At 53.3% G+C, this 20856-nt stretch carries 20 protein-coding genes and 3 pseudogenes; 13 read left to right on the top strand and 10 right to left on the bottom strand.

All coding sequences use genetic code 11. From position 1 onward, the window contains the following. Positions 1–548: 548 nt before the first annotated feature. Positions 549–1514: an endonuclease gene (locus tag MEB48_RS01180; RefSeq protein WP_237881084.1), complete on the bottom strand. Its 966-nt coding sequence runs from the start codon at positions 1512–1514 to the stop codon at positions 549–551. Between the two features lie 151 nt (positions 1515–1665). On the opposite strand from MEB48_RS01180, the pseudogene MEB48_RS01175 reads away from it, so the two are divergent. Further along, positions 1666–2884, top strand: a pseudogene (locus MEB48_RS01175) (IS3 family transposase). Positions 2885–3137: 253 nt separating this feature from the next. Beyond that, complete coding sequence (locus MEB48_RS01170; protein WP_237881082.1) at positions 3138–3503, top strand: hypothetical protein; 366 nt, start codon at positions 3138–3140, stop codon at positions 3501–3503. Between the two features lie 525 nt (positions 3504–4028). Here MEB48_RS01170 and MEB48_RS01165 read toward each other — a convergent pair. Then, the gene (locus MEB48_RS01165) at positions 4029–4895 is read right to left on the bottom strand and encodes a patatin-like phospholipase family protein (RefSeq protein WP_237881080.1); all 867 of its coding nucleotides are present in this window, start codon (positions 4893–4895) and stop codon (positions 4029–4031) included. Between the two features lie 409 nt (positions 4896–5304). Here MEB48_RS01165 and MEB48_RS01160 point away from each other — a divergent pair, with 409 nt between their 5' ends. Next, complete coding sequence (locus MEB48_RS01160) at positions 5305–5520, top strand: hypothetical protein (RefSeq protein WP_237881079.1); 216 nt, start codon at positions 5305–5307, stop codon at positions 5518–5520. Between the two features lie 504 nt (positions 5521–6024). Here MEB48_RS01160 and MEB48_RS01155 read toward each other — a convergent pair. Then, positions 6025–6645: a LysE family translocator gene (locus MEB48_RS01155; protein ID WP_237881077.1), complete on the bottom strand. Its 621-nt coding sequence runs from the start codon at positions 6643–6645 to the stop codon at positions 6025–6027. Between the two features lie 164 nt (positions 6646–6809). Between MEB48_RS01155 and parS the strand changes: the two genes are divergently transcribed. Then, a complete protein-coding gene (parS, locus tag MEB48_RS01150) occupies positions 6810–7256 on the top strand; it encodes a type II RES/Xre toxin-antitoxin system antitoxin (RefSeq protein ID WP_237881075.1) in 447 nt (148 codons plus the stop codon). A 158-nt stretch (positions 7257–7414) separates the two neighbouring features. Here the strand turns inward: parS and MEB48_RS01145 are convergent, their stop codons facing one another. The 3 genes from MEB48_RS01145 to MEB48_RS01135 all read right to left on the bottom strand — a co-directional run bounded on the left by MEB48_RS01145 (position 7415) and on the right by MEB48_RS01135 (position 8744). Further along, the gene (locus tag MEB48_RS01145) at positions 7415–7642 is read right to left on the bottom strand and encodes an AbrB/MazE/SpoVT family DNA-binding domain-containing protein (RefSeq protein ID WP_237881073.1); all 228 of its coding nucleotides are present in this window, start codon (positions 7640–7642) and stop codon (positions 7415–7417) included. Positions 7643–7719: 77 nt separating this feature from the next. Further along, on the bottom strand, positions 7720–8001 hold the full coding sequence (locus tag MEB48_RS01140; RefSeq protein WP_237881071.1) for a hypothetical protein: 282 nt from the start codon (positions 7999–8001) through the stop codon (positions 7720–7722). A 287-nt stretch (positions 8002–8288) separates the two neighbouring features. After that, a complete protein-coding gene (locus MEB48_RS01135) occupies positions 8289–8744 on the bottom strand; it encodes a VOC family protein (protein WP_237881069.1) in 456 nt (151 codons plus the stop codon). 270 nt (positions 8745–9014) lie between these two features. Here MEB48_RS01135 and MEB48_RS01130 point away from each other — a divergent pair. Then, positions 9015–9459, top strand: a pseudogene (locus tag MEB48_RS01130) (hypothetical protein); the annotation flags it as partial. A 77-nt stretch (positions 9460–9536) separates the two neighbouring features. On the opposite strand, the gene MEB48_RS01125 reads toward MEB48_RS01130, so the two are convergent. Together MEB48_RS01125 and MEB48_RS01120 are read right to left on the bottom strand one after the other, a co-directional pair. Beyond that, positions 9537–11705 (bottom strand): hypothetical protein, encoded by a 2169-nt coding sequence (locus MEB48_RS01125; protein WP_237881067.1) that lies wholly within the window; start codon positions 11703–11705, stop codon positions 9537–9539. Positions 11706–11790: 85 nt separating this feature from the next. Further along, positions 11791–11973 (bottom strand): hypothetical protein, encoded by a 183-nt coding sequence (locus MEB48_RS01120; RefSeq protein WP_237881065.1) that lies wholly within the window; start codon positions 11971–11973, stop codon positions 11791–11793. Between the two features lie 886 nt (positions 11974–12859). Between MEB48_RS01120 and MEB48_RS01115 the strand changes: the two genes are divergently transcribed. Both MEB48_RS01115 and MEB48_RS01110 read left to right on the top strand, forming a co-directional pair. Continuing rightward, positions 12860–13090: an AbrB/MazE/SpoVT family DNA-binding domain-containing protein gene (locus MEB48_RS01115; RefSeq protein WP_237881063.1), complete on the top strand. Its 231-nt coding sequence runs from the start codon at positions 12860–12862 to the stop codon at positions 13088–13090. Between the two features lie 126 nt (positions 13091–13216). Continuing rightward, positions 13217–13651: a hypothetical protein gene (locus MEB48_RS01110; protein ID WP_237881061.1), complete on the top strand. Its 435-nt coding sequence runs from the start codon at positions 13217–13219 to the stop codon at positions 13649–13651. Positions 13652–14061: 410 nt separating this feature from the next. Here MEB48_RS01110 and MEB48_RS01105 read toward each other — a convergent pair. Beyond that, a pseudogene (locus MEB48_RS01105) lies at positions 14062–14237 on the bottom strand (endonuclease); the annotation flags it as partial. 204 nt (positions 14238–14441) lie between these two features. Here MEB48_RS01105 and MEB48_RS01100 point away from each other — a divergent pair. After that, on the top strand, positions 14442–14741 hold the full coding sequence (locus MEB48_RS01100) for a hypothetical protein (protein ID WP_237881059.1): 300 nt from the start codon (positions 14442–14444) through the stop codon (positions 14739–14741). 14 nt (positions 14742–14755) lie between these two features. Further along, positions 14756–16240 carry a hypothetical protein gene (locus MEB48_RS01095; protein WP_237881057.1) on the top strand — a complete coding sequence of 495 codons (1485 nt, stop codon included), beginning with the start codon at positions 14756–14758 and terminating at the stop codon, positions 16238–16240. 393 nt (positions 16241–16633) lie between these two features. Here the strand turns inward: MEB48_RS01095 and MEB48_RS01090 are convergent, their stop codons facing one another. Further along, positions 16634–16951, bottom strand: a complete 318-nt coding sequence (locus tag MEB48_RS01090; protein WP_442969040.1) for a DUF7693 family protein — start codon at positions 16949–16951, stop codon at positions 16634–16636. Positions 16952–17358: 407 nt separating this feature from the next. Between MEB48_RS01090 and MEB48_RS01085 the strand changes: the two genes are divergently transcribed. From MEB48_RS01085 to MEB48_RS01070, 4 genes are read left to right on the top strand one after another with little or no spacing between them, the layout of a single operon-like run. Then, positions 17359–17898: an AAA family ATPase gene (locus tag MEB48_RS01085; protein WP_237881053.1), complete on the top strand. Its 540-nt coding sequence runs from the start codon at positions 17359–17361 to the stop codon at positions 17896–17898. 3 nt (positions 17899–17901) lie between these two features. Then, positions 17902–19581, top strand: coding sequence for an adenylosuccinate synthetase (locus tag MEB48_RS01080; protein WP_237881051.1), 1680 nt, complete (start codon positions 17902–17904; stop codon positions 19579–19581). 3 nt (positions 19582–19584) lie between these two features. After that, entirely contained in the window at positions 19585–20235 is a 651-nt protein-coding gene (locus tag MEB48_RS01075) for a DUF7002 family protein (RefSeq protein ID WP_237881049.1), read from the top strand. After that, the gene (locus tag MEB48_RS01070; RefSeq protein WP_330932682.1) at positions 20189–20731 is read left to right on the top strand and encodes an NUDIX hydrolase; all 543 of its coding nucleotides are present in this window, start codon (positions 20189–20191) and stop codon (positions 20729–20731) included. The genes MEB48_RS01075 and MEB48_RS01070 overlap by 47 nt, the downstream gene beginning before the upstream one ends. Positions 20732–20856 lie beyond the last annotated feature (125 nt).

The following is a 20856-nucleotide window of genomic DNA, read 5'->3' as shown; positions in this document are numbered from 1 at the left end:
CTGGAGTTGATCCGCAGCCACGCTCGTACGCAGTCGCGGAGGGGGGAGGTTCAGGCCGCGCATAATCAACAATGAATTACCGATGCACCACCGACGACCGTACAGCACTATAGAAAGTATTTGATCACAGCGATTGTAATTGCTCCCACCGTGGTGACAAAGCAGAGGGCCAAAGCCATTGTCTGGCAGAAATGTATAAGCGGCACAAACGCAGGTACGCTGGCAGTGCTGTTACTTTGGGTACTGAGGCGCATTGTCTCGGCCCTCAGCTGAGAAATCTGAGCGTGAATCTCTTCAAGTTCACCGGGAGCGAAAAGCGAGGGAAACATAGCGACTACCACGCAGTTGAGTTGGGTCGTGACGGCATTATATCGCTCATTCGTTGTAAATGATGCGCTGTTGCGCTGGCGGGCCTAGCTTCATCGCCCGCTTCGGGATGGCAGCTCAGGTTGATTGTTGCTATCGCTCCTTCGGGCCTCTGGGGCCCGGCTCGGCATAACGTATTATTGAGCCGGACACTCCATAAATTCCCCACTAGGCAAATCCGGCTACTTGCAATTGCCCGCTTTACGATATCCCGCCGCCTGCGCTTCAGATTCAGAATCAAAAGTTATTTGGTTTTTCGCCGACACTTGATCGTAGCTTGGACAGCCGTTTGAGAGGTGATACACCTGACTTTTACGGTTGCCAATAATCAAACCTGCCTTGGTCACGCTTGCTAGGGTTGGCTGGGCTGCTGCTCGTGGGGGTTTAACAGGAATGGGGCTAACTACGCCGTCACCAACCGCCTTGTATCCTTGCGTCCATCGACGATCACCGGTTACGAACGGATTGGAATACCCCATGATTGCCGCAATGCGCCTGTCACGCTCTTTTTCCCAAGCCGAAACCGGATGCTGTTTGTCCCAAGCCATCAGCAGCTGTTGCTGTTGACGCGACATGTTCAGTTTGTATCTGTCGAACATGTAAAAGGTTGTCCTGGCGACCAGCCCTTTTACCTCGTCACGCGGTTCCGCAGCACGTTGATCGAAATCAACCCGCGTCTTGCATTGCCCATACTGCGGCGCTACCCCGGAGGCCATACCGTAGTTGAAATTGCTACGGTCACCATTCACCTCCCCAACTGATGGGTAGAGGTTGAACAGGTCTGCCTCCATAGCTCGAAACACGGGGTCATCGTCCACGCAATGCTCTCGACCACCGTTTTGCCAGCATTGGCGTTGGTGGCCGAATGTCCAGGCAGGAACGATGTGTTCCCACTCAGTCCGTTCCGCGCGGCTCTGTTGTTTCCTGGTTTGATAGCCGCAAGATTCAGCATCAATCCGGCCACCCGACTTACCTACCCATGTCCATTTGCAGCCGCAATACAGCTCGCCCATCGGACTGTTTGCCTGGTCGAGGTAGATCTTTTGCTTTGCGATGACCTTGGCTTCTGAAAAAGTCGATGGAGGACTTGAAAAGGCGGGAGTAATTATCGAGAGGGTTAGCGCTACTATGGAAAGCAGTTTTTTCATTGGGCAGCTTAAGCAATTGAGAAATAACGCATTATACGCACGACTTCACGGCTGCCGATGGAGAGGGGGGGCCTAAGATCTGGCTGAACGACCCCCATGAAACAGGACACGGTTCCCCCTTACGATAAGGGATAGGCAAACGGTTATGTTTATGACTAACAGCAACGATAAGAGTGGGGAGCTTTTGGGCCAGGAGCGGCGGCGCCGCTGGAGTCCAGAGCAAAAGCTGCGATGGTTCGCGAGAGCCTTGAGCCAGGGCAAAGTGTGTCGGTTGTCGCTCGGCGCAACGGCATCAATGCCAACCAGTTATTCCTTTGGCGCAAGCTGTATCAGGACGGCAGCTTGTCGGCGGTCAGTGCCGGTGAAGCGGTGGTGCCGGCGTCCGAGCTGAGCGATGCGCTCAAGCAGATCCGTGAACTGCAACAGATGCTGGGCAAGAAAACGATGTAAGCAGAAATCCTCAAAGAGGCCGTGGAGATCGCCCGGTCGCGAAAATGGATTGCGCATTCACCCTTGTTGCCGGGGGACGACCAGTGAAGCTGGTCAGCGAATGTCTCGGTGTGGCGCGCTCGCAATTAACGGTTCGAATCAAGCAATCGGCATCGCCCAAAGTACGGCGAAGCCGGCCTGTGAACGATGCTGAGCTGGTAGTTGAAATCCAGCAACAGGTCAACGAACTGCCCAGCTACGGCTACCGTCGGGTCTGGGGATTGCTGCGCCGTGCCCGTGAACGCCAGTTGCAGCCCCCGATCAACGTGAAGCGGGTTTACCGGGTCATGCGTGATCACAATTTGCTGCTGGAGCACCGAATCAAACAGCCCGGTGTACCGCGTCGGCACGAAGGCCGCATTGCGGTGAAAACCAGCGATACGCGATGGTGCTCGGACGGCTTTGAGTTCCGCTGCGAGGACGGCGCCAAACGGAGCGTGACCTTCGCCCTGGATTGCTGCGATCGCGAGGCCATCGGCTGGGTCGCCAGCCCGACCGGGTACAGCGGCGATGACATCCGCGACTTGATGCTGGAAAGCGTGGAGAAGCGCTTCGGTGATCAACTGCCTACAACACCGGTGCAGTGGCTCAGCAATAACGGTTCGGCGTACACCGCCGAGCAGACGCGCCTGTTTGCTCGGCAGATAGGCTTGCAGCCGGTGACCACCCCGGTACGCAGCCCGCAGAGCAACGGCATGACCGAAAGCTTCGTGAAGATGATCAAGTGGGACTACGTGGCGCACATATCCAAGCCGGATCGAGAAACGGCGCTGCGCAACCTGGTCATTGCCTTCGAGCATTACAACGAGCAGCATCCGCACAGTGCTTTGAACTATCGCTCACCGAGGGAGTTCAGGCGCTTGGCGGCGGCATCAATTTAATGGGGAGTTGGTGTCCGGTTTTGTAGGGGCAAGTCCAGTTTTGAACTCTTGACGCTGTATCCATTGGCTCGTAACGCACTTTTCTGTTGGTAACGCTGCGACAGTTACTATGCATAAAATCGCGATACACCAAGCTGTTGTGCACGCTGCCGGAACGATAGGTCTGTCAAAAATAGGTGAGCGATACTTGACTGAAGCCGAGGCCTGATCGAAGACTGAATTGGAACAACTCAACTGAAGGACGCGACATTTTATGGATATCCCTTTTTCTCAAATCAGCGAGCGTTTGAACAATCGTCGATTTACGGTAGCGGATAACGCCAATGGGCTATCCGGTGCAGGCACAGTATTTCATTACCATGTGGAGGGAAATGCCATTTCGAGCACTTACCAAGGCGGCCGGATCCGCATGGGTAATCAAGTTGGACGCGTGACAGGCCCCAATACCATTGAGCTTCTTTTTCACTGCTTAACTACGGATGGTGAAATGCTTGCCGGCTGGTCTCGTGGAAAAGTAGGCGTTGATCACGCAGGACGTACCACCCTGACCTTCGTATGGGGTTGGATGTCGGGCGCGACTGGAGGAGGGGAGTCGAGCTACGTCGAGTTCGCCGCGTAGCTGTTTAGAGTTTTTTGATCATTCCGCGTCCATCTTTACGGTATCAACTCGGAGATTTCATTCGCCCGCTGCATCGACAGGAACGTGAGAATGCCCTTCAAGAGCGATGAGACTGGAAACGAAATCCGTCTTCGCTCGTATCGGTCGGCTGGAGAGGGGAGTTGTCGTTTGAATTTCGTCACTCGCTTCACTCAAAGGTGAATGCTGACCGTTTTATTCGTTTTATTCGTTTTATTCGTTTTATTCGTTTTATTCGTTTATTCGTTTATTCGTTTTATTCGTTCATTCGTTCATTCGGGCAAGGCCCGGCTTGGCTTAGCTCTTCCAGGAGGGGAGAGACAAATTTTGAGGTGTCAGTCAATGCCCCAGTGGCTGGAAATTGATCGCGGCTTTCCAGGTGATGTAGTGCTCACAGGACACTCGGCATAGGTCAAGATCGAAGTGGGGCATGCTCAACCTCTCCTAGGTACTCTCGCAACATTGCACGGAGTGTTGAGAGCCTCTTTTATAGATAATTCACATCACTCAATGCTCATGGGCATGTGAATGGATGGTCAGGGCACCAGGTACCTTAGTGCGTTCGAGCCCCCCACGTTCCAGCCACCGGAGGGTCTGCTCATAGGCACGCTGCAGCAAAGACTCGGTCTGGTCAAAGTTGAACACCGAGACATCCACAGGGCACAAGGGCGGGACGATGTGCAGGCTGGTGAGAGTGCGGAAGCGTTCGATGTCACTCACCAACTGGCGCATGCTCATCAGGTTGACGGTATGTAGGGCTAAGGCGATCAAGCCTCGGGGCGGTTGTGGTAGGGCGCAACTCACTCCTGTAGGAACCACCACTACGTTGGTGGCGCCCAAGGCTACGGCAGTTGAAATAGGTGTATTGCTTGCCACGCCACCGTCAATCAGGAACTGATCGGCAATTTGAACGCAGGGGAACACCAGCGGGATGGCAGCGCTGGCCAGTAACGCCTGCCCGAGTTCGCCACTGGACAGAACGGTCTCGGCACCGCTGAGCAGGTCGGTGGTGACGATGTGCAGGGGTAATACCGCATTCTCAATGCGGTGGATGGGTAGTGCCTGTCCCAGCAATCGGTTCAAGGCCGCCGGCTGCAACAGAAAGCCACGCCGATTGATCAGTCCTCTACAGGTATCGAGCCAAGACAGGGGAAAGATGTCCGTTTTACTCAGGCCACGCCAGAAACCGGCAAGTGCCTCGACGCCTTCGGTATCGGGTCTTGCAGCAAAATAGGCACCGTTGATGGCGCCCACCGAAGCGCCTACCACCATGTCGAATCGAATGTTGGCCTCGACCAAGGCCCGCAACATACCCACTTGGACAGCACCCAAGCTGCCGCCGCCAGCGAATACGATTGCGGTTTTGGTAGCCATGGTCGAAGTCTCTGTGCAGAAATGTATCGAATCAGTGTAGCTGGCGGGTCGGCGTTACTTCCGGGTGCTCGCCAGATGATCGAGACGTCGCAAGCTTGGAGTTCCGGACGATGCTGAATCTCAATGGAAACGGGATCAATGCGTAACGGAGCGCGGTTCTACTGCGAGACTGCGTCCATAGGAATGAACGTCTATGACAACGAAGAGAAACTACGTCTCAAGAACACCTATCAGGCTCAAGAGGAAGCGGAGGTTGAGAGTCAGCGACTTAACCTGGAGCGCCTTCAAAACGTACTTTTGGAAGGGGAAACCAGCCGGAGCCGGTGATTCAAGCCAGTTCGTGCAGCTGAAATACTGACGAAACATTCTGGCCATATGATTCGCGTCACTGAAATCCAGGGAGTTGGAGATGAATCGACCATCAAGAAGCATGCGCAAACTGCTCGACGCCGTTGCCACCAACAATGAGGCAGCGGCGCTTGATGTGATGCGTGCTGCTGAGCAACTCCAGGATGAGGTGTTGCGCCAACGATTGCTGAACCTGATTCATCGGCTCAACCAAGACGCCAATGACTTGCGATTGGCGCGGGACGATATCCAAGGCGGGGCCATCAAGCTCGCGTGACCCGCATCCACCACTTAAAGCCAGTCCGCCTAAGCCACGCTTTGGGTGGCGCGATGAACAGCTTTACTTCAATCCCGGCAGCGCTGAGCCCTCCATAACTTACAGCCAAAGCTGCTGCTAGGCAGAACGCTTACATTTGCTCGGAATCTGTTGTTCCTTGAGCGAATGAACTAGATGCGGCTTCAATCCGTTCCTGCAACTGAGTCACGTAGTCTTCGCTTCCTCCAGGTTCTGGAACGACACTGCATTGTTGTCGAGCCAGACCGTGCATCCACTGCCTTCCTCATGCGCTTCAATTCTGACGTTCATCTGCAATCCCTATGCGTTTTGGTGCGGCGGATCGTAGCGTACTTTTCAGATGTATAAAAATGAAACAAAGGCTCTAGATCAATGCTTTGGCGAAGCATCCTGTTCAGGTCGCTTGAAAAAACAGTAGGAATACTGCCTCGGCAGGTATCACCCCAATCATTGATGAAAATGTGATAGCAGGGGGAGATGCCGTTCTCAACGCTTGCTGAAAGCCAGCCGAGTGGCAAACAAAACAAAGACCATACCGGTGGTGCGATCCATCCACTTGGTCACATTTTCACGCCGCAAAATGCCAGCCAGTGGTTGAGTGGCGCCAATCAACATTGACGACCACAGTAAACCGAGCGCCACATGGATGCTGACCAAGCCAAATGTCCAGGCAATCAAGAAGTGCCCTTGGGGAATGAACTGAGGTAGAAAAGAGACGTAGAAAATGCCAACCTTGGGATTAAGGACGTTCCCCATCATTCCCTTCAGAAACCAGTTTGCATTTGGCTTTCCGTCGGTTTCAGCGGGCGACAGTGAGGTACGTGGACGCAAAAGCATATTCAAACCAAGCCAGGCTAGGTAAGCGGCGCCACAGTATTTCAAGAGATTGAATGCCAGCTCAGAAACTGCAATCAACGCACCCAGACCAAAGGCGACAGCGGCGCCCCACAGCAGGCAGCCAGCATTGATGCCCAACGCAGCTCGGAATGCCTGTTGTTTACCTTCCACAGTTGCGGTTCTCAAGACCAATGCGGTATCGAGGCCTGGCGTCAGCGTCAGTAGAGTGGCTGCGAAGGTAAACGCTAATAGATTTTCGGCGACGGACATGGGACTTAGAGGCTGCTAAGTGAACACTCGCGCACGTTAGCACTTTCGCTCCAGCCTGACTGCAGATGCCTTCTCTTTACGTTCTAATAGACCTACGCTGAGGGCAATGGAGATGCCGCTGGTTCGGGTCAACTGGTGGTAGGTTTCAGATGGAGGTGAAAGTGATGTCATCGATCAAGGAATACCAACCCGTGCCCCAGATCTCACAGAGCATTTGGATGACCCTCGGGCTGCCGTCACGCGGTACCAGTCTTCATGACCTGATTCGCGAAGGGCTGCCCTTTGAATTCCTCGACCGGATAGCGAGCCTACTGGAGATGCAGCGAGGGGATATCTCCAAGGCTATTTGTGTGCCGCCCACAACGTTGGCGCGTAGAGCGGAAGCAGGGCGGTTTAACACCGTAGAAAGCGACCGCCTCATCGCATTGATAGCTGTCTTTGAAGAAGCCCTTTCCCTGTTCGAAAATGATGTCGCCACTGCAACGGAATGGATGAGCACGCCAGTTCGTGGGCTTGGTTCGAAGCGTCCTCTGGATATGATGAGGACGAGGGTGGAAACGAAGGCCGTCTTCGATCTTATCGGTCGATTGGAGAGGGGAGTTCTTGTGTGATATTCGATAGCGACTCGTTGAGCTGCGGAGCTAAAGCTACTTTGGCTATCGCTCCTTCGGGCTTAAGCCCGGCTAGGCCCCAAGTCTTCACATGCCCTGGGCGAGTCACTCCACAGTTGGCCCGTCATGATTAATTCAAGAAGCGTATTACGGATGCCTTATTTCACCTCGGCGTTGCTTGGCTGTCCGCTAGTCCAAGCTTCAGTGAGCTCGTCTATTCGATCCGCAATCTGAGGCGTTTTTGATAGGACAAGGCAGCGCGTGTTGCCGACAAATTCCTCTATCAAATACAGCGTGTCGCCAACATCAAGCTCCAGTTCCTGCAACGCCTCATCGGGAATTCGAATCGCCCCGTCACCATCCCATTCTTCGATCAGGATTTTCATAGGTGGCTTTCTCACGTGTGGCCTCCGTTGCTATGAGCCCGCAAGCCGTTTTCGCCTGTAGATTCTCAGTGGTACGTTTACAGATCCGGATAATCATCAAGCTTAAGACTAGGAACGCCTCCGTCCTCCGGCTCGCGCTTAGGCGTATGAATCACTCCAGCTTCGGCGTCTGCACGCATCTGCTCGAGCTCTTTGTGAAATGCCTTGTCCTGAACCGTGGGTTTGCTGGTGTACGGTTTTCGGTCAGGTACAGGCTGGGCCGCATAGGTCGTTACCGCGTCTGGGTCGTGCTGTAGTATCTCTTGGACTTGCGACTCCAGCATTGCACGGAGCGCGTTTTTGTCGGGACGGTTTAGCATTTTCATACTCCTTTCGGTCGCCCAGATCCTCCAGCAAATGGTTGGGCAAAATGGGGCGGTGGTAAGAACAGATTCGATCAATAGGTCTTTGGGTGCTGAAGGTGCGGATGGCTCCGGGCGCACTCTGTAATTGACTATAAAGTCTTTTTGAACCCACCAGCTAGCGAAGCCAGAGTTCTTTGTTCTGGGAAGCGAAAACGATGATGCCTGTCGCTCCTTCGGGCTTAAGCCCGGCTCGACGTCTTCACGTCATTTGGTCTGCTCACGACGCCCACTGCAGAATTTTCTCAGGAAAACGCGGCCTCGATAAATGCCTCTAGCGCTTTATCTTCCAGTATCTCAATAGAGAAGTGCCCGAAGCGTTTGGGCAACCAAATGATGCGTGCCCCTGACGGGGATTGCAGGTTCGCACGAGCCAATGGCTTTCCATTTTCGTCTTCTGGCTGAACACCGGCGGCCATCAATTCGTCATAGGATTTCTCGATGTCCGGTGTCGAGTAGCAATGGCGGTAAATCATCCCTTCACCCGACGTATCCAATAGCTCTTTCAGATTCCCCGCCAACGGCTGTACCAGCATGAAACGCTCCTGGCCCATCAGCGCAATCGCGTAGCGCACATGCAGACCATCTCGTTCCCAGACGAGCGTTTTGGAGATCCTGGCGTTAAGTATCTGCGCGTAGTAAGCACAGGCTTCGTCGAGATTTTTTACCAGTACATCTACGTGACTGAATTTCAGATCCATTTGCAGTCCTCCTGTTGAAACGGCGTCCATGGTAAACACGACATCACGTTTTCCTCGATGTGTCGCTGATCGAACACGTTTATCCAAAGTCGTAGTGAAATATCAAAACGACGCTGGTAATGTCCCGGCCCACGTTCGCCAAACCATTAAGGGATGGAGGCGAAAATAGAAGCCCTGGAGCCGCGAACCTCCGGGGCTTTGTTTTTTCTAATCTGTGGCTTTTTCACGTACGGTTTCCATTGCTACTGCACCGGCAATGGTTACGTGCTTGAGCAAAAAGCTACGGCAGACGTTAGGACGCCCCCATGGGAATCCAGAGAAAGTCGTGGAGTTTCACGAAGCGATGGAGAGCACACCTTCCAATCATCGTGACCTCTGGAACCTTGCGATTGATCGACTGAACGACCTGAAACACGACCTTGAGAATGGTGACTCGAGTATCGCGGAGATTCTGATTCCTTTTAGCCAAGAAACCTCCATCCGCAAATTCATAGGTAACTGGTGCCGGGATCGTGCTGCTGGGATATACATCATTCCGCAGGAAGAGCAGCTCGCAGACGATAAGCGCCCAGATTTTAGAGTTCAGAGCAGTTTGTTTGATGGGCCCGTGCCCGTGGAACTGAAGCTCGCTGATAAATGGACTGGATCGCAGCTATTTGAGCGCCTTGAGAATCAGCTGTGCGGTGACTATCTGCGAGACATTCGATCGAGCTGTCGATGAGGTGTATGCCCTCGAACACCTGCGCAGGTCGCCCAAATTCATTGCGGCGCAGGTGCTTTCGAAGTGGCTCGCTATGCCGGTTTGGAATCTTGCTCACTGGCAGCAGGAGTGATGATGGTTGTCGTCCCGCCAGCTTGGATCACAAAGACTTCCTTGGGGAAGAATTGCTGGAACTTGTACAGGGCGTTCTGCAGTAGGTCATCCTTGTTGGGGTAGTCCCCACTGTACCGACCTGATTTGGAGTTGATCTGCCAACTTCCCTTGCCAGCCTTGTGCATTTCGCCTGCGATACGGGCTGGCTTGAAGCCCGTAATGCTCGGATGACCGCATTTTTCCACGCGCTCTCCGATTTTGAAGGTGAGCTCTTTACCTATGATCAACGCGCCGTCCTTGGATATTGCCCAGATCAGGTACCTAGCACCTTTTCCGAATTTCTCGTGCAGATCCACAATGGGTAGGCGTGGCGAGTCGTACAGGGGAACGGCAGTGGGGTTGTTGAAGATGTTCTTCCCCCTGATCTCCTGTTCCTTGAGGTAGAGAGGTGCCCTGAGCTCGCCATACGTGGTGTCCAGGTACTTCTCAACAGAGTTGTCTTCCTCAACCAAACGGTGCATGAACGACGGAAAGAACTGACCGTCTTTGGCTTTGAACCGTTTTGCTGATGGATTGAGCCGCAGGAGGTTCAAGACGGCGTTACCGTAGAAGAGGTCGTCGGTGAACACAGCAGATACCGCGTCTCCCTGCGGAACGTCCGTAGCGTCAATAAACATTTTGAATGTGGGCGTTCGCCCATAGAAGAACTGCGACTCCCACTGGAACCGGGCGAAGCCTTTGGTGAGGAAAGCTACTTTGGATTTCTCCCACCGATCAATTTGCTCTTTCGTCGGCCCCTGTTGGTCTTCTTCAGCGGTGCTCTCGACCCCTTCGCACTCAGCGGCATTACTAGTCTCTTCATTTACCGGTAACGGCATGGGAGCGTTGTATGCATAGGAGAGTGACCTGATCTCCTGGCGAATATGGGAAACCTCCCGCAACCGAATCCTGAAGGAGATGTCTTCCGCGATGTTACCTTCCTCCGACGGGAACCAGATTTTCCAATCTTCGGCCACCTGCTTCTTGATTCGACCGCAGGTCTCAAGCGCGTAATAGAAGGGTAGGTGCACCTTCTTGTCGGTGGGGACGATGAGGACGTCGGGCTCAATCAGCTCGACCGGTTCACTCCAGGTGCCATCCTCATTCATGGTCTGCAAGCCGAGCGCCCAAGCTTCTCGCATGGTCTTGCGATTAATCAGGTAGCCCGCGGTTGGCACAAGCTTGGCTCGGACATAGGGGCCCAGGCGGTCATCATGGATATACAGGATCTGTTCCTCATCCTGCTTGTATCCGACGATGCAGATTGCGTGGTTGCCCTCATGCACGGCTCTTGTCTTTCCTGGGCCGCGGAGGGTATGTACGTCGCCGATGAAAATCAGCGGCAGCTTGCTGTCGATGTGGCTGACGACGGTCTCGAAGAATCTCTTCTCATCAATGCCGCGAAGACTCTCTTGGTGGTGCCTGAGTCCTTCAGCGTCGATGGAGCGCAGCATTTGCTCGGCATTGAGCTCCGTGTTCGGGAAACTGTTCGAGGAGCCATTTCGGTCATTGAGCGCATTCATGGTGATCTCACTGCAAGAATGGACGCTTCGAATGCTGTGCCATTGGAGTGCATGAAGCGCTGACCAGATAGCGGTTGTCGCACAAGCCGCGATGACTTTGTCCTGTTCTTGAAAAGCCAGGGACTCGACGCTCAGGTTGATCCCGAATAGATCGACCTGATATTCGCGGCTGAGCCTACGCTTGCGTTTCTCGTCGGTTGACTCGTCTTCCATCACCTTCAAGCAGGTCTTGCCAATGAAAGTTTTGGGCAGCGGCTTGATCACCATGAAACCCAGGTAATGGTCTTGCAGCTCCTTGACCAGCGCGTCCGCATTGGGGCCGCCGGCCAAGATCTCAGAAACGATACCGTGATCGAGGGGGCAGGCAAAAAAATGCATTCGGGCGCATTTATGGCCATCGTTGCCAAACCGTTTGGCGTAGTAGCGCGAGAAATCTTCCAGGAAATCCTTGTCCACGTACTGGAATTCGAGCAGCACGGTTTTCGCGTTGAGCCGGTTCAGGTAGTTGAAGATGTAGCTGACCTGGCGCTTCGTGAGGATGTCCGGAAAATCGTAACCAAAGCATTCGCGTACCAGGTTGGTCATGGTGGATTGGGCGAATTGGGATACGAGATACGGAGTCATAGGCATAAAAAAAGCAGCCTCACGGCTGCTTTCCTTGAAATGGGGGTTAGAGGCTGCAGGTCTTCGCCAGCTGCTCGCGAGTCACTGCCTTAGCAGCGATACGGATCTCGATTTCACGGTCGTAGATCTCCATCTGCCGGCGCGATTGCTCCAGGCGCTTAGAGACATTTCGATCAGCGTCAACCTTGCTAGGGCTGCGGGACAGGGAAATCAGTGCTTGCAGGCTCATGGCTATCTCGTCCAAAGGGCACGGAAGATTCGCATTCAGGGTGCGAGCTTCGAAGGCATCATCGAACACAATCTAACGGTCGGTAAGGGTGCTTCAGGTGTCACGGTACTGAAGCGACCGGCGATTCTACTGGTGAATGATAAAAAACTCATCACCAGAATTCACTTTCCTACGAACTGCTCGACGAATGCAACAAAATTCATCGTTCGGCAGCGCATTCGTTCTTGGGTTTGATCCGAATACGTACACTGAGGTGAGTCAAGCACACGATTTCGCATTCGCAACCCAAAATCACCACGAAAGCTGTCTACGAACAGGTTATCGGCAACAAATAGCGTAGCTAAAGCCGAATCGTGCTCCGAATCGTTGAAGTCATCGCAACAGGCTCCTTTTCCTTATTAAAGACACTCCAAGGGCTTCAAACACCAACAAACTCGCGTGCATCAACTGTTCTAAGCAAAACCATCATCAAAATCTTATGGCGAGCACCAACCGGGATCAAAATGCGACGGAAGGTCACTCAAATGGGCGTTAGGCGCTTGGAAGTTCATCACATCAATCACAGGTATTCCTGCAGCATGCGCAGCCTGAACACCTTGAGAGGCTGTCCTCAAATACTAGGCACTGCCGCGGCTCGATGCCAAGCACCCCGCTCGCAGGAACAGATCGGGTTCAGAGTTGGGCTTGAGCACATCGTCGAAATTAATGATGGTGTAGAAGACGAGAGTGGGCTGGTTCAGTGGGGTTCTGATGTGCATCACCACGCACCTTATATAGGGACTCGGCCTCGCTGCAGCAGGGCTCCAGCTTCTCGTAGGTGAACGGCCAGGCAGGGAACACGCCCTCCTGGTGAACCATCTCGGCGATGTCTTCCTTGCGATCCCTCATGGCTACTGCCACTGTGAACGCTAAAGGCCAAATCACCATCCCTCTACAGGTACGGGCTACTCTTGGCCTGCGACCAGGAGATGAAATCGAATTCGTCGACCTGGAGAATAGTCAGTTCTCCATCGTGGCAGCAACGTATTCCGTTAAGCGACTGAAGGGCATGATTCGCAAGCCGAAGGTCAACGTGAGCATCGATGACATGAACGCAGTTTTTGCGTTGAAGGAGTAAATGCTCAACTGGGATTCCCAGAACACACTGAGCTTCAGCCGTAGATATGTTAATCCGACAAAAAACTGGTTGTAGTTCCCAAACGGGCTCGTTATGTTGGATGGGTGTCAATAAATGAGAATCCGTATGGACGATCAACTATCAACAGTACAACTTCCGGCCGAAGCCTATGAGGTTAATGCCGTCATCGAAGAGCTGAGGGCTGAATTTGACAGGCTTGAGCGCGAAAGTGTTCAGGCTGATACTTATGCAGTTCGACGGGCTAAGGTCGCGCTTGACGCTCTTGACCTCGCTGAGGGCTTGCACGATAACAGGATGATCAGCTGCAGCCTCGACCGTGTGTTCTTGGCACTGGAAGCGATTGACCATGCCTTCGATGCCTTTGGCCCATCGTCCGTTTTATCCCGCCAGTACAAATACTGGATCGGCGTTTTAGCGTTTTGCCTTGCCGCCCTGGCTAAGCTCAAAGCCCTACTTGCTCGCTCTCTACGAGCAACTCTGCGCGTCCCACTCTTTATGGACGGCCCAGAACTCAGCGGATACAAGCACCGCCTTCGTTAATCCCCCTTTCGAAAAATTTTCATTTTTCCTTTTTTCGATTGGGATCGTTCCTATGACCTCAGAAAACCGTCGTGCCTGTACCGCTTGCTCCGAAAAGGGCGAGCTGAAATGCGTTTGTGTGCCTGCAACTCAAGCCTCCAACAACACATCGTCAGTAAATAAACTCTCTCCAGAATCAACTCGTATCGTTACTAGCGAGCGCCTCTGGTTTGACCGGATACTTGATCTGCTGAAAATTGGCATAGGCGTGGCTAACCTGATCTTGGGGCTCAGCAAACACTAAAACTCCAGCCACATCCTCGCAGCGAGTCAGCGGCGCTGCCAAGGGCCATGACTTTGATGGATCCGGGTAATCGGTACGAATTGGAAACGGCCTCGGTTTCGCGAGGCCGGCTTTCAACAAGAAGCAACTATTTGCAGTTGCCCGCCTTTCGATATCCCGCCGTCTGAGCTTCAGACTCTGACGCGAGGAAAACTGATTCTTTTCGGACACCTGACAATACCCAGGGCAGCCCATCGAGAGGTGGTAGACCTGGCTTTTCCGGTTGCTAATGATTGAACCTACTCCGGCTGCGGTTGCCAGAGTTGACTGGACTCAAAGGCTATTTGCGTGTCGCCCACAACGTTGTTGCGTATGGCAGAAGCAGGGCGGTAGGAATGCCAAAAAATTTCGCGGGAGTTTCGTTGTTTCATCGCTTCAGCCAATTTGTGAGAGTTACCCCACCCGAGTCTCGGGTATCGTGACGCCCATTTCCGGGGTGGCACGTCTCACAGTCATCTGGAGTGAAATATGTACAAAAAATCGCAAGGGTACCTGGCAGAGTCCAAGCTGGTTATCAGGCAGGGCGAGCAGCTCTGGCACCTTCATCAAGCACTGAAAGAACGCTCTGAGCGAGAAGTCGTAATAGAAATGGCGCAAGGTTACGTTGACGCCGCGCGGGCTCCGACCTTCTCGGACGGGCTTATGATAGCTGGCGGCGTAGTCAACGCATACCGTAGCACTGAGGCGGGCGAACGCGTCATCCAAGGGGCCCGCACGCGGCTCAAGAGGCGCAACGACGAAAACGGCATCCTGGTTGCACTGACTTAACACAAGGAGAGAACATGAGCCGCACATTCAGCGTTAACGAGTGTGCGCTCAACGAGGAGATCCGCCACGTTGCGCGCCAGTTCCAAGATAACAACAAGATGCTATTGACGATAGAGCCGTTCACTTTAACGCAAGCCATCGTCGATATTCTTTCTCTCGACTCCAAGTCCGCGATCCCAGGTACGGAAGGGGAATTGCTGCTGCTCGATAGATTGTATTGCCTGATGAGCATGAAAAATCGCAAGTGGCTGACTGAATCGCATGTAAGTCTCCCCTACGCTCAGATGATCTCGCCGGACGGGCCAAGGGAGGCGGAGCTGAAGTCCAGGCTGTACGGGATCGAAGAGCGTGACGAGCCTACTCAACCGAACGGCGTTCCAACGGGCATCGAGCTGCGGAATTATTTTTTCCAGTTGCTCAAGAAATGCCTGCCTGAGCAAGACATCGCAACCTTCCCTCACTTGCTGACGCTATTTGACAATAGCTTTTCCAATAAAGAAGGACGAGTGCCTGTTCTGGATCTAAGGGCCTGGAGCACCCTGACGCTGTTTCAACAGCTGATTTTCCGGGCTGAACGGCAGACGCGCCCCCTCCCACCAAAGGGTCTAACACTTGAGCAGGCCGCGACTCCCGAATACATAGAGCCCATTCACGCCAAAATTCGCGATGAACTCCCAAGACTGGTAGCTATCAGCGCTTGGCGAACAGTTGTTGATGGTGAATCAGAAAATACCGACAGCCTATTCGTCCGTCTTGGTCTGAACGCAGCTGTCAATCGGTTCGTGCTGGAGCAATGGGCGTATAACCGCCGAGTCCAAGCAGCCGCGCAGATTCAAATCAGTTTAGCCAGAGAACTGGAAAAGACAGCACCAAAGGGGTTCCTTCAGCTTCTGACAGATGATCTGGATAACTTGGATGGTCTTATAGACTACCCAAAACTTGTTCAATCGTTGCTTGGCTCAGCCCTCGAAGAGCGCGGCGTCACCATTACGTCCAACATCTATGAGCGCATTGACGCACAAGTCGATCAGCTCATACAGAGCTGCGTTCTGGACGAGTTCATGGGGGACGAGGAGATCAACCGGGCCTTGTCATCATACCCTGTACTGACGAAGGCTCTGGGATACTTGGCATTGGCATGGAGCTATGCGTGCAAGGGACGTTTTCCAGAAGATGATCCTGGTATTCACACCGTAGTCACCAGATTGATCTCCAGCCGCTCTCCGTTAGTGACTTCCGGCCAGCACATGGTCAGCCTCAGGCGACTGATCTCAACCCTGATGAATACGCAGGCATTTTGCTTCCCATCCGCCTACAGAATAGAAAAGCACATCGAGCATGTCATTTACGTAAGAAGATTTTTGATCGACGAAATGCTGCGGACATTCAAAACGGCCTCACTGGAGCAGTGGGACAGCGTTCTGCGTGCCGGGTTAAGCGCTGATGAGCTTTCAGAGTTCATGGTAGGCATACAAGGTTGTGCTCAAGCTTCACCGTGAAGGCATTCATGTAGAAGTGGTAGGGCAGCACATCCATCTCTGCTGATTACGGAGGATCAGCGACGCTACCTAGGGTCATGATCTCGATGGAGCCGGGCCTTCGGTACTAATTGGAGACGGCCTCCTGTTGAATCGACGTCCATGGTAAACACGACATAACGTTTTCTTCGATGCTTCGCTGATCGAACACATTTATCCAAAGTCGTCGTGAAATATCAAAACGGCGCTGGTAATGTCCTGGCCACGTTCGTCAAACCATTAAGGGATGGAGGCGAAATAGAAGCCCTGGAGCCGCGAACCTCCGGGGCTTTGTTTTTTCTACTCTGTGGCTTTTTCACGTACGGTTCCCATTGCTACTGCACCGGCAATGGTTACGTGCTTTTACGTGCAGGCTCAGAGTGCGGCGAGCAAACGTTCGAGCTGCTCACGCTCCCGGGCACTCAATAGTTCGACAGGATCAAATCCTTCGCACTGCCAGAGTTCAAGTGTCCCGACTCGGCCATCAGGCGACCTGCAGTACTCGCAGTAGTCCAGGGTGTCACAGTCATTGAAGAGTGTGAGTCGCCAGCCATCAGTGCTCACGGGCATGAGGCCATGATAGATCTCGCTCCAGGACTGGATAGAGCTTCGCATCATGATGCGTTTGCCGAGCGCGACGTCCGTCAGCATCTGGCAGACCTCGCGGGCGGTGAGAGGGAAGGTTGTATTCAAATCATTCTGCGCTCAAGTCATCGCATGCCCATAGCTGAGCTGCGATGTGAAGTGGCGTCAACGGGGAGGTCGATCCTTCGGGCTAATGGGCCCGGCTAGCCTACCAAACGCGAGACCCACTCACTCAGTCGTAATGAGCACCGCTATCCGCGCCACGCCGTTAAACCCAAAGCGTAAGCCTTCCATGATCGCGGCTTCGAGGGTTAGTTGGTTCTGTTGATCTCGAAGAGTACGGAAGGTAGTAGGTCAGCATTCGACATCGTTAGGCGCGGTAACAGTTCGCATTCCTGAACAGTGAACTTAAAAGAGTGGTTTTGCTGCGATTTTTTCTTAAAAGTCCTATCAATTTGACCAACCAAGCTACGCTTCGGGTGACATCGAATATTCCAGACAGGGATCGTCATAACGTGAAGCGACTACTTTTGTTAAGTGGCCCGATGGCCAGTGGCAAAACATCAGTTTCTGCAGCGCTACAGGAGTACTTTGAGTTTTTTCCAATCAGCAGTGGTGCGTTTTTGCGAGGACAGCTAGCTGCCCGGAACGAGCCACCTGACCGTCATAATCTTCAGGAATTCGGCGACAGCTTGGACAGAGCCACCAATTTTTCCTGGCTCATAGAATCAGTGACAAAACCGGCAATTGATGGTCGACCGGATGCAGACAATTGGTTGCTTGATGCTGTCCGCAAGTCCCGACAGGTGGAGCTGTTCAGGCTCAATTTCGGGAATGCTGTGATGCATGTGCACTTTGTCGCGGCGGAGTCTGTTTTACAGCAGAGGTACGCTGAGCGTGGCCCAAGTCATCTCGCGGAATATCAGGCAAGCGTGGGGCATCCTAATGAGCAAAATGCGCGTTTGCTGGGAAGAATGGCAGACAAGGTGTTTGATACCGGAACACATACTGTCGCTGAAATCGCAAGTCAGATAATGGAACTCTGGGAGAAGTAGCGCATGGAGACTCGGCAGATCGTAGTGATCAGTGGCAAGACCTGTAGTGGCAAGAGTGAATTAGCCCGCTTGCTGGAAAAGGAGTTTGGCTTCGCCGTGGTTAGCGATCGACGAGCCTTTCAAGATGTAGAGTGGAGTTTTCGCATGGATCAGCCGGCCATTCTTGACCGGCGACGTGAGTTGGATAAGGCCGAGCATGAACAGTGGATGCTTCTGGAAACCAAGGCGATATGCTCGAAGGAGAAAGATGACCGACCGTTGGTCGTCGATAACCTGGATACGCTGGCACAGGTACTGAAGTTTCGACAGGCCTTTGGGGCCAACCTGGTGCATGTTCATCTTTACGCGAGTGACCCCACGCTTCATGAGCGTTATGCGAAGCGAATAGAAGGTGAAGCCAATCCTTTGCCCTATGACGAGGTCAATCAACTCAAGGATCGGGAGGAGATTAAAGCGCTCAAGGAAGATGCAGACGTTCGCATTTACACCGAACGTTCCGATTCCAATGACACGCTTGTGCGGGTCGCCGCCCGTTTGCATCTGTACATGCCACCCGAAATCAGATGCGTGGATGTGCTAATTGGTGGGCAGTATGGGAGCGAAGGTAAAGGCAATATCGTCGCCTACCTGGCTCGCGAATACGACGTGATGGTTCGCGTCGGTGGCCCCAACGCGGGGCATACAGTGGCGAGTTCCAACGGAACATTTACCTACCATCATCTTCCCTCAGGATCGCGTGAAGTGATCGCACGGCTACTCCTTGGCCCTGGCATGACGATCCGATTGTCAGGGCTTATGAAGGAGATTGAAACCTGCGGTATCGGCGTAGATCGGTTGTTCATCGATCCTCAAGCAACCATCATTGAAGATGAAGACATCGAGACGGAAAAGGGACATCTGGTTTCAACCATCGCCTCTACCGGAAGTGGAAGTGGAGCTGCTGCCGCACGGAGGATTTTGAGTAGAGGTAAGGCAACGATCAGGTTGGCAAAAGATGTTGAAGAGCTGCGCCCGTATGTTGGCTCGCCAGGAAATTACCACGGTTGTACATCAGCTAGACTCGAGGAGGCCTATCGTAGCGGGCACTCTATTCTGCTGGAGGGAACCCAAGGCAGCGGGCTGAGCATTTTCCACGGGGACTATCCCCATGTGACGTCCAGAGACACCAATGTTGCAGGATGCCTCGCTGAGGCCGGGATATCACCCAGCAGGATCCGCAAAATTCTTATGGTCATTCGACCCATGCCTATTCGTGTTGGCGACCCTGATGGCGACAAAGGTCATATTTCTGGAATACTCAAGCACGCCACGACTTTCGATGAGATCGCAAAGTTTGCGGAACTGGAAGCCGATGCCTTAAACGCTGCCGAGAAAACATCTACCACTAACCGCAACCGTAAGGTCGGCTGGTTCGAGTGGGATCAATTCCGAAAAGCGTGCGCGCTCAATGCACCGACCGATATCGTCCTGACATTTGCGGATTACCTCAAGGCGACAAACCGCAATGCTCGCCGGTTCGAGCAGCTCGATCCTGACACGATCAAATTCGTAGAGGAGCTTGAGCGCGTTTCCCAAGCGCCTGTCTCGCTAATCAACACTCGGTTTTCCCGCGATCCAGATCCCAGCGATTTACGATCACTGATCGATCGCCGTAACTGGACTGCACGTTCTGGCAGGAGATGATAGATGGATCTGGACAAGCTGATCGAGCTTCACCCTCGGGTTTACCACATGGCTGAGCGCGGAGCCTGGGAAAGCATTCGTATGCGCGGACTTATGAGCGCGACGGCAGTCCTTGATCATCTCGCCATCGAAGGTGGCGACCGCGCTCGGTTCGAGAGCGAGCAACGCAATCAGAAAATGGATGTGAGGGCAGGGCACCCTTCCAACATTGTGCTTCGTGATCAGAGACCCATGCCTGAGGCCCGGTTGATACAGGCTCTCAAGGATGGGACAACGCCACGCCAGTGGTATGAATTGATCAACCACAAGGTCTTCTTTTGGGCTGATGAAACAAGGCTTCATCGTCTGCTCGGGGCTCGCGATTATCGCAGGCTCGAACACGATGTCCTGACGCTGGATTCGGCGACTTTCATTCCGGCTTATGCCGAAGCCATTTGGCTGTGCCATATGAATTCGGGAAATACCTGGCCTATGCCGCACCGTCGCGGTAAAGACATCTTCTGTAGAATTCCAAATTACCCTGTGAAGCGTTCAGGCAAGCCGGTAAAAAATGTTGTCGAACTAGTTGTCGATTACGCCGTCCCCAACATCGCTAAGTATATAGTGGATGTTCGGCGGATGCAGGGCAGTGAGGTATTGGACGTCATCGGTTAGCGCTCGTCCATCCATCGGGGGAGTTATGCCGCGACACCGTTTAGCTGCCCGAATTATGCTTGTCAGTCCCTCCCACCGACTGTTGCTTTTCAGGATCCACTACAAGACTGGGGCCTTGGAGGGGAAAAGCTACTGGGCGACCCCTGGTGGAGCGCTGAAAGGTGATGAGTCTTTTGAGGCGGCGGCAGTGCGTGAGCTTCACGAGGAGACCGGCATCGATGTTCAGTCCATTGGACGCTGCATGGCGCGCAAGGAGTTCCTCTGGCAAATGTCAGACGGAGAGCATGTGCTCGCGGTCGAACATTACTATGTGGTGAATGTAGGTGCAGAGCATTGCTCGACTACAAGATGGAGCCCTCAGGAACGCGACGCCGTCTGTGAAATAAAGTGGTGGTCAGAGAGTGAGTTAATGGCTAGCACCGAAGAAATTCTGCCACCTGATCTGCCGATCTTGTTTGGCCAGGCATTACTCATGGCGCCTGGTAAATCCGGATAGGTAAAAATCATCCCCATCGCACCACCTGCTGCGAATAAGCACCCGCGCAGCAATGCCATCACGTTGTGTTCATCTATGGAGAAGCTGGTAGTGCTGACACAAGACCGCAATGATGCGTCGACGAT

It is taken from the genome of Pseudomonas sp. PGPR40, from assembly GCF_022014505.1.
GTDB lineage: Bacteria > Pseudomonadota > Gammaproteobacteria > Pseudomonadales > Pseudomonadaceae > Aquipseudomonas.
The sequence above is the reverse complement of the archived record's forward strand: the minus strand, read 5'-3'. Positions and strand labels throughout refer to the sequence as shown.